The 15,117-nt window shown below is 59.7% G+C and carries 15 protein-coding genes; 9 read left to right on the forward strand and 6 right to left on the reverse strand.

Going from position 1 to position 15,117, the window contains the following annotated elements; all coding sequences use genetic code 11:
• The first annotated feature begins 24 nt into the window (after positions 1-24).
• The 3 genes from argH (at position 25) to NIM86_RS16485 (ending at position 3,150) form a co-directional block, all read left to right on the forward strand.
• On the forward strand, positions 25-1,503 hold the full coding sequence (gene argH / locus NIM86_RS16475) for an argininosuccinate lyase (protein WP_253383747.1): 1,479 nt from the start codon (positions 25-27) through the stop codon (positions 1,501-1,503).
• A complete protein-coding gene (locus NIM86_RS16480) occupies positions 1,500-2,255 on the forward strand; it encodes an amino acid ABC transporter ATP-binding protein (protein WP_253383748.1) in 756 nt (251 codons plus the stop codon). Before argH ends, NIM86_RS16480 begins: the two co-directional genes overlap by 4 nt.
• Before the next feature lie 127 nt (positions 2,256-2,382).
• Positions 2,383-3,150, forward strand: coding sequence for an amino acid ABC transporter ATP-binding protein (locus NIM86_RS16485; protein WP_256478549.1), 768 nt, complete (start codon positions 2,383-2,385; stop codon positions 3,148-3,150).
• Positions 3,151-3,233: 83 nt separating this feature from the next.
• Here NIM86_RS16485 and NIM86_RS16490 read toward each other — a convergent pair whose 3' ends face one another.
• Positions 3,234-4,187: a LysR substrate-binding domain-containing protein gene (locus tag NIM86_RS16490; protein ID WP_371872936.1), complete on the reverse strand. Its 954-nt coding sequence runs from the start codon at positions 4,185-4,187 to the stop codon at positions 3,234-3,236.
• 93 nt (positions 4,188-4,280) lie between these two features.
• Between NIM86_RS16490 and gabT the strand changes: the two genes are divergently transcribed.
• From gabT to NIM86_RS16520, 6 genes are all read left to right on the forward strand, one after another.
• A complete protein-coding gene (gabT, locus tag NIM86_RS16495) occupies positions 4,281-5,561 on the forward strand; it encodes a 4-aminobutyrate--2-oxoglutarate transaminase (RefSeq protein WP_253383750.1) in 1,281 nt (426 codons plus the stop codon).
• Between the two features lie 14 nt (positions 5,562-5,575).
• Positions 5,576-7,027: an NAD-dependent succinate-semialdehyde dehydrogenase gene (locus NIM86_RS16500; protein ID WP_253383752.1), complete on the forward strand. Its 1,452-nt coding sequence runs from the start codon at positions 5,576-5,578 to the stop codon at positions 7,025-7,027.
• A 6-nt stretch (positions 7,028-7,033) separates the two neighbouring features.
• Complete coding sequence (locus NIM86_RS16505; protein WP_253383754.1) at positions 7,034-8,479, forward strand: Glu/Leu/Phe/Val dehydrogenase; 1,446 nt, start codon at positions 7,034-7,036, stop codon at positions 8,477-8,479.
• A 216-nt stretch (positions 8,480-8,695) separates the two neighbouring features.
• Positions 8,696-9,433 carry a LuxR family transcriptional regulator gene (locus tag NIM86_RS16510; RefSeq protein WP_253383755.1) on the forward strand — a complete coding sequence of 246 codons (738 nt, stop codon included), beginning with the start codon at positions 8,696-8,698 and terminating at the stop codon, positions 9,431-9,433.
• Positions 9,434-9,519: 86 nt separating this feature from the next.
• On the forward strand, positions 9,520-10,191 hold the full coding sequence (locus tag NIM86_RS16515) for an acyl-homoserine-lactone synthase (protein WP_253383756.1): 672 nt from the start codon (positions 9,520-9,522) through the stop codon (positions 10,189-10,191).
• A 268-nt stretch (positions 10,192-10,459) separates the two neighbouring features.
• Positions 10,460-10,816, forward strand: a complete 357-nt coding sequence (locus NIM86_RS16520; protein ID WP_253383757.1) for a transcriptional repressor TraM — start codon at positions 10,460-10,462, stop codon at positions 10,814-10,816.
• A gap of 172 nt (positions 10,817-10,988) precedes the next feature.
• Here NIM86_RS16520 and NIM86_RS16525 read toward each other — a convergent pair whose 3' ends face one another.
• The 5 genes from NIM86_RS16525 to NIM86_RS16545 all read right to left on the reverse strand — a co-directional run bounded on the left by NIM86_RS16525 (position 10,989) and on the right by NIM86_RS16545 (position 15,110).
• Positions 10,989-11,672, reverse strand: coding sequence for an autoinducer binding domain-containing protein (locus NIM86_RS16525; protein ID WP_253383758.1), 684 nt, complete (start codon positions 11,670-11,672; stop codon positions 10,989-10,991).
• 101 nt (positions 11,673-11,773) lie between these two features.
• Positions 11,774-13,078, reverse strand: a complete 1,305-nt coding sequence (trbI, locus tag NIM86_RS16530; RefSeq protein ID WP_253383759.1) for an IncP-type conjugal transfer protein TrbI — start codon at positions 13,076-13,078, stop codon at positions 11,774-11,776.
• Entirely contained in the window at positions 13,075-13,542 is a 468-nt protein-coding gene (trbH, locus tag NIM86_RS16535) for a conjugal transfer protein TrbH (protein ID WP_253383761.1), read from the reverse strand. Before trbH ends, trbI begins: the two co-directional genes overlap by 4 nt.
• 4 nt (positions 13,543-13,546) lie before the next feature.
• On the reverse strand, positions 13,547-14,326 hold the full coding sequence (trbG, locus tag NIM86_RS16540) for a P-type conjugative transfer protein TrbG (RefSeq protein WP_253383819.1): 780 nt from the start codon (positions 14,324-14,326) through the stop codon (positions 13,547-13,549).
• Positions 14,327-14,447: 121 nt separating this feature from the next.
• Positions 14,448-15,110, reverse strand: coding sequence for a conjugal transfer protein TrbF (locus NIM86_RS16545; protein WP_253383763.1), 663 nt, complete (start codon positions 15,108-15,110; stop codon positions 14,448-14,450).
• Between the last annotated feature and the right edge of the window lie 7 nt (positions 15,111-15,117).

A 15,117-nucleotide genomic window follows, 5' to 3' on the forward strand; every position in this document is an offset into this window, starting at 1 on the left:
GTTAGTTCAAAAGTCAGCGGCTTTTTGAGCGAGCCCTTGGCCACGGAAATCGTCGACGGCATCAATGCTCCTGCCCTCACGCGAAATTTTGCTGCTGCACTGCCTTGGTTTACGCAGATCAATCGCGCTCATCTTGTGATGCTGTCTGAACAAGGGTTGATCGAAAAAGCGGTTGCAGCGCGTCTGCTCCGACATGTCGACGCACTAGCTGCGGAAGGACCCACCAGTTTTGAACTGGACCCGCAGCGTGAAGACCCCTGGTTCAACTATGAGGCCGAGCTTATCAGCCGGGCTGGCCCAGAAGGCGGATGGGTACATCTCGCACGGTCGCGGAACGATCTCAAATCGACGCTGGATCGTTTGCGATGCAAGGAAATTGCCGAAGCTCTTCTCCAAGGGTGCCTTAGCCTCCGTAGCGCCCTGCAGGCTCGCGTTTCCGCCGAGGCATCAACGATCATGCCAGGCTATACCCATATGCAGCATGCGCAGCCAATCACCTTTGGCTGGTATCTGCTTGGGGTGGAATCCGCACTTACCCGCGACACCACACGGATCGAGGACGCTATCGTTCGTATGGACGAGTGCCCGCTTGGTGCGGGCGCCCTCGCCGGAACACGTTTCCCGTTGAACCGCGAGCGTACAGCGGAGCTACTCGGTTTCTCACGGGCGCAAGGCCATTCACTGGATGCTGTCTGCAATCGTGATGCTTTGATCGAACTTGGAAGCGCCGCGACGCAACTTGCGATGACCATCGGGCGGATATGTCAAGATTTTTACGTCTGGTCGACCTTCGAGTTCGGAATGATCGAGTTCCCGGACCGGGTCGCAATTACCTCTTCGATCATGCCGCAGAAAAAGAACCTAGCCGTTCTTGAGACACTCAAATCCCGGCCTGCCGCTCTGATCGGTGCGTTGACGACGGCGGTGGCTGCATGCCGCGCCGTCCCCTTTGGGCATAGTATGGAAGTCGGTGCCGAAACCGGGCGGTGGCTTTGGGATGCACTCGATGAACTCGCTGCGATGATGCCGGCGGCATGCGTGATTGTCGATTGCGCTAAGCCCAAAAAGGATCGCATGGAATATTTGGCCGGAGCCAATTTTGCGACTGCGACAGCGCTTGCTGATCTGTTGTGTTCCCGGCTCCAACTGCCCTTCCGTGATGCCCACCATATCACAGGTCGTTACGTGCGCCTTGTACTCAATGGCGCCACGCCCAGCGAGGCAATTTGCCAGGCCTTTGTCGAGCAGACCGGACGAGATCTCGATGACCCCGAAACCCTCTTGGGGGAAGCTCTCAATCCAGCCGGAGTGCTCGAAGCAACAACTGGCGTGGGGCCCAGCCTGGAAGAAACGACGGCGCTTCTCGAATTGGCGAACGACCGGATCAGGAAAACTAGGGACGCTGCCGAAAACCGCAGACAGAGAAGCGAAGCAGCTGCTTCGCGGCTTGCCGAAGCATGCGATGAGCTAACCGCGGGCGAGCAACAGGAGGCAAGCGTATGACGAGCCAGCCTCTAATTGAGATATCAAATGTCTCCAAGGAGTTCCGTGGCGGTATTCGTGCCTTGAACAACGTTGACCTCACAGTTGCCAAAGGAGAGGTCGTGGTTGTGCTCGGCCCCTCTGGTTCCGGCAAATCAACGCTGATCCGGTGTGTGAACGGCCTAGAAGAGGCGAGCTCGGGTTCAATTCGGATTGCCGGTGAGCCCGTTAATGGCCACTCAGAGCGTAGCTGGAGAAAGGTGCGGCTCGAAGTCGGTATGGTCTTTCAGAACTACGCCCTGTTTCCCCATCTGAACGTGCTCCGAAACATCACATTGGCCCCGATCAGGGCCGGCGTCATGCGGCGCACAGACGCGGAGGCCGAAGCCCGCCGGCTTTTGAAGATGGTTGGGCTTTCGGAGAAAGAAACAGCTCCGGTTTCCTCTCTATCAGGCGGTCAACAGCAACGAATTGCAATCTGCCGGGCGCTTGCCATGAAGCCGAAGGCTATCCTTTTCGACGAACCCACATCTGCGCTGGATCCAGAGATGGTTGGAGAGGTTTTGGCAGTCATGCGCAAGCTCGCCGAAGAGGGCATTACGATGATCTGCGTGACCCACGAGATGGGGTTTGCAAAGAGCGCGGCCGACCGGATCGTTTTCATGGACAAGGGAGAAGTTGTGGAAATTGCCAAGCCCGAGGAGTTCTTCAAATCACCGAAGGCAGAGCGAAGCCGCCAGTTTCTTGAACTGATTTCGCGGCACAACGACTAGGAGCTCGCTCGAGCTGCGAACTTGAGAAGACAATCTGGCTGCCAAAGAGTAGCGGGGACGGTCTGGACGCGACGACACGCAACGACCTGTGACGGTTCGCTACACGGCAAGAATAGGGAGACGCGCATTGAGCGAAACACAATCAACACAAACTGGCCATGCCTCCGCTATTCGCGTCGAAGGCCTCAATAAATGGTTCGGATCTTTTCAAGTCCTGTTCGACATTAATCTAACTGTCGAAAACGGCGAGCGGGTGGTGATTTGCGGGCCGTCAGGGTCGGGAAAGTCGACCTTGATCCGCTGTATCAATGCTCTCGAAGACCATCAACAAGGCGTAATCGAAGTTGAAGGCAAAGCCCTCGGTCATGATTCCACGAGCGTCTACGATGTGCGTACTGAAGTTGGAATGGTCTTCCAGCACTTCAATCTATTTCCTCATCTGACGATCCTCGAGAACTGCATCTTGGCTCCGACCGTCGTTCGAAAAACCCCTCGAAAAGAAGCCGAAGCCACGGCAATGCATTTTCTTGAGAAGGTGAAAATACCCGAACAGGCCAACAAGTATCCGATTCAACTGTCGGGCGGCCAACAACAAAGGGTGGCAATTGCTCGGTCGCTATGCATGCGACCCCGTGTGATGCTGTTCGATGAGCCGACTTCCGCGTTGGACCCCGAAATGATCAAGGAAGTCCTCGATACAATGGTGGCCCTCGCGGGCGAGGGCATGACAATGGTGTGCGTCACACATGAAATGGGCTTTGCTCGAAAAGTCGCAAATCGCGTCGTCTTCATGGACGCAGGAGCGATCGTGGAAGTGAATAGTCCAGACGCGTTCTTCACGAATCCGCAAAACGAAAGAACGCAGGCATTCTTGAACCAGGTCTTACAACACTAGCGGCTGCCGGAGCACGCCGCGAACGCGTCAGACAGACATTGCACGCGACGGAGATTCGGCCCCGTGCCGCTACCAAAATAACACTAACGGTCCTCATTCAACGCCTCGACCAACCAGCTCCGGAACCGCTCGACGTCGCTACGATTCTTGCCGTCTTCTCGGGCTTCTAAGAAATAGCCGCCAAGCCGGATGTCGGTGTCGAAGAGTTCTATCAGGTGGCCGGCGTCCATATCCTTTGCGACCATCAAGCGCGTAGTAAGGGCGATGCCTTGCCCCGCTAGGGCGGCGTCAAATCCCATGCTCGCGTCGCCCAGACGAATACCGGACAATGGCCTATTAATGGCGACGCCAGCAGCCTCCAGCCACGCTGCCCATTGTTCGTAGCTCTCTTCGTGGATGAGGTCCGACCCCAGCAGGTGCTGGAGCGTCGGTGGTACATCGTTCTTAGCAAGCCATTCGGGACTTACCACAGGGAACATGCGTGGTCGGATGAGCGGTTTGGCACCCGACGGCAAGTTAGCAACGTCCCCGAATCCGATGATCAGATCGGCATCGATGTTGGAATTGCCAGCTCCGTAGTCCAGCGCTCGCAGATTAATGTCCACATCAGGCAACGCATTGCGCATTGCTGTCAGCCGCGGGGCTAGCCATCGAGCGGCAAGTCCAGGCATACAGCAAACCCGCAAGACCCGTGCGCGGGTGTCGACCCTTAGCTGAATGGCGGTCTTGGCAATAGATTTGAATGCTTCGCATGTGGCGCGAAATAACGTCTCCCCTGCCGCCGTAAGCGTGGCGCCACGCGGGCTGGATTGAACCAATTTCTGTCCCAGCCACGATTCCAGATTACGGACATGCCGGCTGACTACGGTATGAGAGACGCCAATGTCTTCTGCCGCGCGCCGCATGCTGCCGGTCCGACCCACAGCCTCGAACGCACGAAGCATGCTGAGCGGCGGCAAGCGGCCGCGCAGACTTCCTTCCGATTCTCGATTCGACCTAGGCGGCACGGATTGATCGTCCTCATCTAGTGGAAGCATGAGGTTACCACTGGGCGTCACTCTTTGAAATACCAGTGAGCGCGTATCGGCGTGTATTTCTATGAGAAGTCAGTTTCAAACAAAGGCATTAAGATGAGTAACATCGATCTGCAGACCAGGCGCACGACCTCCGTGCCACGCGGCATTGCCACCGCCTATCCGAAATTCGTGGCGAAGGCCGCGAATTCGGAGATCTGGGATGTTGAAGGCAATCGCTTTGTGGATTTCGCTGGTGGCATTGCGGTTCTCAATACTGGGCATCGTCACCCCAAGGTGATCGAGGCGGTGAAGGCTCAGCTCGATGCTTACACGCACACCGCGTTTCAGGTTCTGCCCTATGAGCCATATGTCGAGGTCTGCGAGCGGCTTTGCGAGCTAGCGCCGATCGAAAACGCCAAGGCAATCCTATTCTCCACGGGCGCCGAAGCGGTCGAAAACGCCATCAAGATCGCGCGGGCGGCGACGGGCCGGGCCGGTGTGATTGCATTCACGGGCGGTTTCCACGGCCGCACTTCGATGACGATGGCGCTAACCGGCAAAGTCGCCCCTTACAAAGTGAAATTTGGCATTTCGCCTCCGGGTGTTTTCCACGTTCCGTTCCCCGCTGAGTCTATGGACGTGACGGTCGAGGATTCGATCAAGGCACTCGAATATCTGTTCCGTGCCGATATCGGGCCGGACAATGTCGCGGCGATCATTCTTGAGCCGGTGCAGGGTGAGGGTGGTTTCCTGCCGGCGCCGAAAGAGCTGTTTGAGACGCTGCGGGCGATCTGCGATCAGCACGGCATATTGCTGATTGCCGACGAAGTGCAGACCGGCTTTGCCCGGACAGGCAAGATGTTCGGCGTTGAGCATTCTGGCGTGCAGCCTGACCTTATGACCGTGGCGAAATCCATGGCTGGTGGCTTCCCGCTTTCCGGCGTTATTGGCCGCGCCGATGTGATGGATGCAGCAGAGCCCGGTGGCCTCGGCGGCACCTATGCCGGTAGCCCGGTGGCCTGTGCCGCGGCATTGGCCGTGATGGATGTGATTGCCGAGGAAAAGCTGATCGACCGCGCCAATGTGATTGGCGACAAGGTGAAAGCACGGCTAGAGGCCATTTCGCGATCGAATGACGCTGTGCCGATTGCCGCGATCCGTGGGCCGGGCGCCATGGTGGCGTTCGACATCGTGACCGAGCCAGGCACGCATGAGCCGGATGCGGTGGCGACCAAGCGGGTGACGGCGGCAGCGCTCGATGCGGGCCTCGTGCTGCTGTCCTGCGGTGTGTTTGGCAACACGATCCGCATTCTCAACCCGCTGACCATTTCCGACGCTGTGCTGGATGAAGGGCTCGATCTGCTTGAAGCCGCACTCAAGACCGCACGCCAGTAAGGACCAGATTCAATATGCGTGAGTTGAAGGACAAGAGCCTGTTCAAGCAGCAGGCCTATATCGATGGCGGATTTGTTGGTGGGGCCGATTTGCCGATCACCAACCCTGCCAATGGCAAGGTGCTTGGATCGGTGCCGAATTTTGGCGCGGCTGAGGCAGAACAGGCGGTTGATGCAGCAGCCGCAGCCTTCAAGGGCTGGGCGGCGAAAACCGCAAAGGAACGAAGCGCGGTGTTGCGGCGGTGGTTTGATCTCGTGATCGCCAACCGCCAAGACCTCGCAACTATATTGACCAGTGAGCAGGGCAAGCCTTTGGTCGAAGCACTGGGCGAGATCGATTACGCGGCCTCGTATATCGAGTTTTATGCTGAGGAAGCCAAGCGGGTCATGGGGGAGATGCTCCCCTCGCACCGTGCGGATGCCCGCATCACCGTACTCCGGCAGCCCATCGGAGTTGTGGCGGCGATTACGCCTTGGAACTTCCCGGCAGCGATGATCACCCGCAAGATTGCCCCGGCGCTGGCCGCCGGGTGTACCGTGGTGGTGAAGCCTGCGCCAGAGACGCCGTTGACGGCGCTGGCACTGGCAGAATTAGCTGAACGGGCCGGGTTCCCCGCAGGCGCGGTCAACGTGATCACCGGCGACGCGATTGCCATCGGCAAGGTCTTGACCACGCATAAGAAGGTGCGGCTGGTGGGTTTCACCGGATCGACGCCGGTTGGCAAAATCCTGATGCAGCAGGCCTCAAGCACCGTGAAAAAGGTGGCGCTGGAACTTGGCGGAAATGCGCCGTTCATCGTTTTTGATGATGCGGATGTGGATGCCGCGGTTGAGGGCGCAATGGTCTCGAAATACCGCAATATGGGGCAGACCTGCGTCTGCACCAATCGCTTCTATGTGCAGGCGGGCATCCACGATCTCTTTGTTGAAAAGCTGAATGCGAATATCAAGGCGCTGAATGTCGGCGATGGTTTCGGTGATGGCGTGGCGCAGGGGCCTTTGATCACCGAAAAGGCGGTCGAGAAGGTCGAGGCGCATATTGCTGATGCCGTGGCCAAGGGCGCCTTGGTTGTGACCGGTGGTGCCCGGCACGCGCTTGGGCACACCTTTTTCGAGCCGACCCTTCTAACCGGGGCCAATGCTTCCATGCAGCTGGCGCAGGAAGAGACGTTCGGGCCGCTGGCAGCGATCTTCAAGTTCGATAGTGAAGACGAGGCGGTTGCGGCGGCCAATGATACCGATAGCGGGCTGGCTGCATATTTCTACACCCGTGATGTGGGCCGGATCTTCCGCGTAATGGAAGGGCTGGAATACGGAATGGTTGGGGTAAACACCGGGCTGATTTCGACCGAACTGGCGCCGTTTGGCGGCATCAAGGAAAGCGGGAATTCCCGCGAGGGGTCTCATCACGGGATCGAAGAATTCACTGAACTGAAATATGGCTGCATTGCCGGCTTGGGAGCCTGAAGCGAGATGTTGAAACTGCCGGACGAAGTGGGCGGCGGTGCCGGGGCACCAGCGCATGGTGGCTTCCTCTCTGACGTTGACGCGATGTTCCGTCGGGCTGCTGAACTGGTGCCGATGCAGGACGGATTGGCTGACAAGATCCGGGTGTGCAACGAGACATATACTACTCGTTTCGGCGTCCGGCTCCGAGGTCGGATGTACACGTTCGAGGGGTGGCGAGCCGTTCACACCAACCATCCGGCCCCGGCCAAGGGCGGGATCCGCTACGCTGCAGACGTCGATCAGGATGAGGTCGAGGCGCTCGCCGCCCTTATGACCTACAAATGCGCGCTGATGGACCTGCCGTTCGGCGGCTCGAAGGGTGCATTGAAAATCAATGTTGGCGACTGGACGGAAGAAGAGCTCGAGAAGATCACGCGCCGCTTCACCCAGGAGTTGTCTCGGCAGAAGTTCCTGAGCCCGGCAGTCAACGTACCGGCGCCCGATGTCGGCACATCCGAGCGCACCATGGTCTGGATGGCCAACGAGTATCACCGCATGCATCCCGAGGACATCAATGCGGCCGGCTGTGTAACCGGAAAGCCGTTGGCCGCCGGAGGCATCGACGGCCGGATCGAGGCGACGGGCCGAGGGGTTCAGTTTGCGATCCGTGAGTTCTTCAACACCGAGCGCGACCGATCCAGAACCGGCTTGCCCAAATCGCTCAAGGATTGCCGGGTCATCGTACAGGGCCTCGGAAACGTCGGCTATCACGCCGCGAAGTTCCTGGCCGAGGATGGCTGCAAGATCATCGCGGTGATCGAACGCGACGGCGTTGTCCGCAATGCCGAGGGGCTCGATATCGAGCAGCTCAAGACCCATTTCGATACCCACCACGGCGTGAAGGGCTTTCCAGAAGGCCACTATGACGCGGATGGGGCGGCTGCGCTCGAGAGCGCCTGCGACATCCTTGTTCCTGCAGCCCTCGAGGGGGTGATTCATTCGGGCAACGCCTCGCGGATCAAAGCCGGGCTCATCGTCGAGGCAGCCAATGGACCCGTGACCTTCGAGGCGGACCGGATCCTCAACGCCAAGGGAACGGTGATCATCCCCGACCTCTTCGCCAATGCTGGCGGGGTGACGGTGAGCTATTTCGAGTGGGTCAAGAACATCACGCAAATGTCGTTCGGTCTGATGCAGCGCCGGCAGCGCGAGCGTGAGCAGGCGATGCTTGTCGCTGGCTTGGAAAAGGCGCTCGGGACAGAGTTCGACCCCTGCACGAAAGCGGCTCTCGCCGCAGGCGGCACAGAGCTTGATCTGGTGCGATCTGGCCTGGAGGAGAAGATGCGGGACACCTATGCGCGCATGTCCGGCCTTATGAACGAAAACTCCGCGATAAAGGACCTCCGCACGGCTGGCTACGTGCTCGCACTTATGCGGATCAAGGGGTTGTACGAGGCGATCGGAATCTAGGCGCCTTGCCGATGCATGCGGACATCAGGCTGGCTCCGTTCGGTTCCTCCCACCAGGGCACGGTTCGCAACCTTACCGCCCCTGGCAACTGGTTGGCGGCGGCGCTGTGATCGTGTGCGGCCGCCAACCGATCTTTTCGTCCGTTTGACCGCGGCAATCGTTGGAGTTCGTCCGGATCTCGCAGTGCACGCGAGACCACCCAGAAGAGGACCACACATGTCGCAAAACGATGGCTTGAGCTTCAGCACTACATTCTCGCAAATTGCGGCGGTCTCGGATCGTGAGAGCCTCGATATCGTTATGAAGGAACTTGCCGCGGGGTACGGTCTCAAATCCGCGGCCTACTTCGGTATCGGCCTGTCAGGCCGGACGAACGACGATCCGTTTCTAGCGGTGACGTACTCGTCGGATTGGGTGGAGCACTACAAGGAGCGCCGCTTCCTGGAGATCGATCCTGTGGTCCAGACCGGTTTCCGGCGCCTTCTCCCGCTCGATTGGGACGGGTTTGCCCGGACCGACGAGAAGGTCAGAACTCTGTTTGGCGAGGCCACTGAATTTGGACTTGGCAGGAAAGGCATTTCGATCCCGATCCACGGCCGCCATGGAGATCGCGGGATACTTTCGATTACCTCTGACTTTTCAGATCGCGACTGGGCACGCGAGAAGCTGCTCTATCTGCGCGACTTCCAGGTCTTGGCGACGCACATTCATGACAAGGTCCTGCGTCTGGAGGGGCAGCGGCCGATGAAGTCACATCTTTCGCCGCGTGAGCTGGAGTGCCTGCAATGGATCGCTGAGGGCAAGACGGTCTGGGAATGCGCCACGATCCTGGGGCTCTCGCAGCACACTGTCCGCTGCTATCTCGAAAGCACCCGCCACAAGCTCAACGCTACCAGCAACACCCATGCCGTCTCGATCGCCCATAGAGCTGGTCTGCTTCTACCTCCCCTGTAAACCCTGCTGATCGACCGGATATTCGAGCAGAAGTATCGCCGATAACTGGTGTTTCCGTCGTCAATAAACGAACGGAGACCACCATCATGATATCTGCCATCGAAAGCGTCGATCAGGACAAGCAACCCGAACTGATCGATGAAATGTTCCGCATGCGTGCGGAAGTCTTTTCCGGCCGCCTCGGCTGGGACGTGAGCGTCGAAAACGGCCGCGAGATCGACCGCTTCGATGCCGAAGACCCGCTCTACCTCCTGTCGCTCGATGAGGAGTCCGGGCATTTGCGCGGAGCGGTTCGCCTCCTGCCTACGACCGGTCCCAACATGCTCAGGGATGTGTTTTCTGTGCTCATGCCCGGCGGCGCTGTGGAGAGCCCGTTGATCTGGGAGAGCTCTCGCTTTGCGGTCAACCCGCGCATCTTCGAGGCGAAGGACCGGGCCGAAGCAAATCACACGGTGAACCGGACCACTGTGGAGCTCTTGTGCGGGATGGTCGAAACTGCCCAACAGGCCGGCATCGAGCACATCGTGTCCGTCTTCGACGCCAGAATGGCCCGGATATTCAGATCGATCGATTGCCGCTTTGAGCAGCTCGGAACGCCGGCGCGAATAGGCAAGACAATGACCTATGCCGGCCTGTTCGATATGAGCCACGACATGCGGTCCCGGCTGGGTGCGGCAGGCAGTTTCCGCGAACCGGTGCTCGCGAATGTTGCGCTGCCGTCGCGGTCGGCAACCGGACATATGGCAAATGCCGAATAATTCCAATGAAAACACGCAGGTTAGCGTCTGGCGTTCGTTAACCTGATCAAATATGCTCTCCCCGAGGCGTTACGCGCCGCCTCGGGGCTTAGAAACCCTCCCTAGCGGTTTGGCACCGGCCGACCCGGTGCCAAGATCCTTCGGCTTACGGCCGGGGGCCTGTGACGTATGTCCAGGCGCCTCGGTGCTAAAGGTCGCAGGGCCGTCTAGGGCGGTTTCTAACCCCCGGCTTGGGGTCGAGATCTAAATCAACGCGGGGGCGAACCGCGTGCCAAGCCGTGGGATATCGTCGCTATTGCCAGAACCGATCAGTCTCAATCTTGAACCGTCATCGCCGAAACACTCCATTGCCGCCATTCTTGCCGGGTTGAACGAGGTCGCGCTCGAGCGCCTCGCTATGGATGTCATTCGCGAGCAAAGGTGCCACCTCGAACGCGCGCAGACTTTGTACGAGAAACTGTCCGTGCTGGAAGCCGAGGCGCCGCTCGGCGACGAAACCGAAGATATCCGCCACGACTACCGACTGGCGCTTTTGATGATGCGCGCCCATCATCAGATTACGTCGGCCGTCATCGACAAGCTCGGCCGCGTGCCGCGTTTGCCGGAGGATGAAACCAGTCACTAGACCGTCGCTAGATCGACTGAGAGCGTTGATAAGATATTGAAATAACGTCGGAAAAGCGTCCTCTGGTTCCATAAGCTATGTTATGCCACACAATTTTGGCCGACCCGTAAGCGCCGTCTTCCTCGCTTCTACGACATCCTTCTCTATAGGTGAGACGGAGGTCGCCAAGCCGCTAAATCATTCCAAGACGGATCGCGATTGAAGCCGCCTGCCGGCTGTTCGCCGCGCCAAGTTTTCGTGTTGCCTCGTCGAGATAGGAGCGAACGGATCGGTAGCCGATGCCGACGGTGTCCGCGATGTCCTGCATCGACATCCCATCGGCGAACCATCTGAGGCATTCCGCTTCGCGCGGCGAAAGATGGATTTCGCAGGCGAGCGTTGCATCCCGTGTTGCAGCGCCGAGCCGCGAATGGACAAAAGCAACCGCCATCGCTGCCGTGACCGGGTCCGGATCCTCGTCTATGCACACCTGCGGCTTGTTCGAGGACAGCGTGAACACCATCCGGTCCTTGAAACCGAGCGGCGCCGAAATCGACAGTCCGGACCTGATCCCGAACCGGCTTGCGTCCTTGTAGAACTGTGTGACATCCCGCCGGCCAGCCCTTTTGGCCTCGTCAGCGGACCAGGTGAAGATGGGTGGCCCGTGCTTCGCCTTCGTGACCACCGGATCGACCAGCAGATAGTTCCTTTGAACATAGCGATCGCACCAAGGCTGCGGGTAGTTCGACACCGCAAAACTCTCCTGGCCGCGCAAGTGCAGATAGGCGAAATAATCGAAACCCGCCCCCTCGCAAAAGTCACGCAAGGCCCGGCGGGCCGCGCGTTCCTCAAGCGGAAGCGACAACGTGTCGATCAAGTGTAAAAGTAACTCATTCAATATTATTAAAGTCCGGCATATTAAGTAGCTGCGTATTCGCGAGCCATTACACTCTGAGGGGCAACTCAAAGTTCTCAACATTATTGATAAGCCTTTGGGAAAATTATGTCCTGATCGACTAAAATATTAAATCTGTAACCGGGTCGAATCTCCAGGGTCGGCTGCACATTGAGGTTCTTCGACACGGTTTGCTCGGAAATTTGGCCAAACGTCTCGGCAAACGATCGCCGCGCCGCATCGCTGGCGCTGTCCACCGTTGTCGACGTGCTGTTATCGTCGGGGAGCAGCATTTCGGTGCCGGCGCCGATGAGCGCCACCAGGATCGCCGATCCGAAGGTGCGCAGATAATGGTTATCGACCTGATCGTGGAACCCGCCGTATCCCGCGCCATCGGTTCCGGCCATGCCCCCGATCTGCAGGGTCGCCCCGTTCGGGAAGATGATGTCGGTCCAAACGACGAGCACCCGGTTCTGGCCGAACGTCACCTCTGAATCGTAGCGCCCGAACAGCTTCGCGCCCTGTGGGATCAATAGCCGCCTTCCCGTCGCGCTGTCATAGACATTCTGCGAGACCTGCGCGGTGATGCGGCCGGGAAGATCGGAGTTGATGCCGGTGATCAGCGTCGCTGGAATGACCGAGCCGCGCTTCAGCTCGAACGGCGACATTTGCGGCACGACGGAGTTCGGCAGATAGCCGAGGTCGGCGATATCCTGGTTGAAGAATTGCTGTTTGGACGCCTGCCCGTTCGGATCGGCGTTCTGCCCGATACCGGACTGGAGAGCGGCGCTATAGAGATCGAGCGCGCTTGCCGGTCGGTTCGCCGTCGTGACCCCTGTTTGCGGAGACGTCGGTGTCGTCGTGGCATTCGCGTTCTCAAGGTCTTTCAGGTTGACCGCGATCGGAGAGTCGAAGGCCGCACCTTCCGCCTGGATGCTCGCCATCTGCTGACGCTGGTATTCTCTAAGCACCTGTTCGTCCTGTTCGCGCTGCAGGCGCGCCCGCCAAACCGCTTCCGGTTCAAGCGTTGGCTGCGGAGCCGTGACGACGGTCGGTGTCGGTTCAGGTTCCCGTTGAAACGGGTTCCTTGGTTGCTCGGGCTCCGGACTTGGTGTCGGTTGGACCACGACGGGTTGCGGCTCGCCGATGATCCCGTCCGGCACACCATGCTTCAGCCGCTCGGCGTCGTTGGACGCGGGCCGCGCTGACGAGGGCTCGATCTGTGGGTCTCCGCCGAAATGCAGCCCTCTCGACGACAGGCCGTAAAAAATCACCGCCAGGAAGGTCACGACCAGCAGGATGGCGACGATGACTGGAACGCGGTTGAGGCGCCTGATTCGCGGTCCGTCCTGCGGACCGGCGCCGCCGAGTTTCAGCGACTCGGTCATGACGCGGCCTCCGGTCCACGCTGCATGACAGACAAGGGGCTGGCCGGCGTCGCGCCCGTGGCGCTGAGCGTGTACATGCGGGTCAGCTCGACCTGGAGCGTCGAGAGCCGGACCAGCACGCCACCCTCGAAGGGATCGATCGAATAGGCCAGCGGCGTGACAGCGGCCCCCTCGGTCGCCTGATCGGTGACGACGGCATAGCCCCATTCGCGAAGCGCCGCCTCGAGAGCCGGGCCAAACAGGGCGTCACTGCCGCGGAGCTCGATCGGGGTCGTGCCCGGCCCGACCTGTTCCGCCAGCCGCCCCACCATGTCGCCGGCGATGGCATTCGCCGATTCCGACGTCAGCTCCGCCGTAACTTCGCTCCGGATGAGGCCTGGTCCGCTCATCGTCTGGCACGCAGCCAGCATCGCCATGAGCACCAAGGCGGCCGAGAGACGGAGAAAGGAATTGACCGCGCGCATCGCCCTACCCTCCCCGCCGGATCGTGATTTTCTGCTGCTGACGGCCGACGCCGGAGACCAGGATCGCCCGATCGATGTTGTAGTCGACGACCATCATCGCGCCGTTCATGCGGTAATTGACGATGCGGTTTTCGCCACCGGAAACAACAAAGAGGACCGGGGCCTCCTGCCCTGACAGAGACGACGGAAACTGGATGTAGGTCTTCATCCCGTCGCTGTAGATCCGGGTCGGCCGCCAGCGCGCCGCGCCGCTGATGTGGAACGCAAAATCGAGCTGATCGGCCGGAACGCCGGCGCCGGGCACCACGCTCGCCTCGATGCGCGCATTGATCTCGGCAAACCGCGCATTGATATCTTCGGGATAGTCGAAGCCGACGCGCGCCATGTACTGGCTGTGGTGCGACTTGAGCTGAATATGATAGGTCCGCCGCGACGTGGTCACGACCATTGACGTCACGAGACCAGCTTCGGACGGTTTGACGATCAGGTGAATCGCCTGGCCGCTCGGCGCACCGGAGGTTGCGGGTTCGACTTTCCAGCGCACGGTGTCGCCAAGAAGGACGTCACGCACCACCTCCCCGGCCTGAAGTTCGATGTCGCACACCTGTAGCGGCGAGCAGACGACCGACGGTTGAACCTCCCCATAAAGGAAGATCACCTTGCCGTCGGCGCCGCGCGTGACGACGCCCTGCCGGTGCTGCCATTGGCCGGAGAGCTGCGTGCCTCGCGCTTCGTTGCTGGTGAGCTGCTGTCCCTGTGCGGGCAGCGTCGCCGCCGCGATCATCACGCCGGCGCAAAGCGCGATGCCGCGGATATTCTCTTTCTTCATTCACCTATCCTCCGGGGCACATTCAGGTGGGCCGCGTATCTTTGCCCCAGACGTGGCCGTCTGGCGCGAACGCGGCTCAGAGCTGCGCCGTCCAGTCAAAATCCTTCAAATAAAGTCCAATGGGGTTGAGGCGGATCACCGCCTCGTCCTGTGGCGGGGTCAGCGTCACCGTGGCGACACCGCGGAACCGCCTCGTTGCGAGTTCCTTGCCCTGCCGGTCACGCTCATACTCAGTCCAGTCGATCTGGTAGCTCTGGTTGGAGAGCGGGACGATATTGGTCACCTCGACAGCGACGGTCATTGACCGCGCCCGATCGAAGGGCGAATTGCTCCGGAACCAGGCATTGATCTTCTCGGTCGCCGGGTCGGACGACCTCAGCAGCGCATAGGCCCGATCGATATATTGCTTCTGGACGACCGTATCGGGCGTGACCGAGCGGAAGTTCGAGATGAAGCTTCCAAGCGTCGCGCGCACCACGCGGGGGTCGGCATATTCGATTTGTTGCGGAAACCCTGTCGTCGCCGCCGTTCCGAGCTTATCGACCTCGACGATATAGGGGACGAGCTTGACCTGAGTGCTTTGATAGAGCGCGTAGGAAAACCCGATGACCGCCATGAGCATGCCGGTGATGCCGACGATGCGCCAGGCGGCCGCCGCTTTCACATAGGAGCCATAGCGCTCGTTCCATTCCTGGCGTGCGGCGATGTAAGGCGTTTCCGGGATACTGGTTCTGGCCATGGTCTCT

Origin of the sequence: Notoacmeibacter sp. MSK16QG-6 (assembly GCF_024158145.1) — a bacterium.
Classification (GTDB): domain Bacteria; phylum Pseudomonadota; class Alphaproteobacteria; order Rhizobiales; family Rhizobiaceae; genus Notoacmeibacter.

Bases quoted from the DNA above. Each gene is read 5' to 3' on its own strand.
- NIM86_RS16480 (WP_253383748.1), top strand. From the start codon at position 1,500: ATGACGAGCCAGCCTCTAATTGAGATATCAAATGTCTCCAAGGAGTTC.
- NIM86_RS16490 (WP_371872936.1), bottom strand. From the start codon at position 4,187: ATGCTTCCACTAGATGAGGACGATCAATCCGTGCCGCCTAGGTCGAAT.
- gabT (WP_253383750.1), top strand. From the start codon at position 4,281: ATGAGTAACATCGATCTGCAGACCAGGCGCACGACCTCCGTGCCACGC.
- NIM86_RS16500 (WP_253383752.1), top strand. From the start codon at position 5,576: ATGCGTGAGTTGAAGGACAAGAGCCTGTTCAAGCAGCAGGCCTATATC.
- NIM86_RS16505 (WP_253383754.1), top strand. From the start codon at position 7,034: ATGTTGAAACTGCCGGACGAAGTGGGCGGCGGTGCCGGGGCACCAGCG.
- NIM86_RS16510 (WP_253383755.1), top strand. From the start codon at position 8,696: ATGTCGCAAAACGATGGCTTGAGCTTCAGCACTACATTCTCGCAAATT.
- NIM86_RS16515 (WP_253383756.1), top strand. From the start codon at position 9,520: ATGATATCTGCCATCGAAAGCGTCGATCAGGACAAGCAACCCGAACTG.
- trbI (WP_253383759.1), bottom strand. From the start codon at position 13,078: ATGACCGAGTCGCTGAAACTCGGCGGCGCCGGTCCGCAGGACGGACCG.
- trbH (WP_253383761.1), bottom strand. From the start codon at position 13,542: ATGCGCGCGGTCAATTCCTTTCTCCGTCTCTCGGCCGCCTTGGTGCTC.
- trbG (WP_253383819.1), bottom strand. From the start codon at position 14,326: ATGATCGCGGCGGCGACGCTGCCCGCACAGGGACAGCAGCTCACCAGC.
- NIM86_RS16545 (WP_253383763.1), bottom strand. From the start codon at position 15,110: ATGGCCAGAACCAGTATCCCGGAAACGCCTTACATCGCCGCACGCCAG.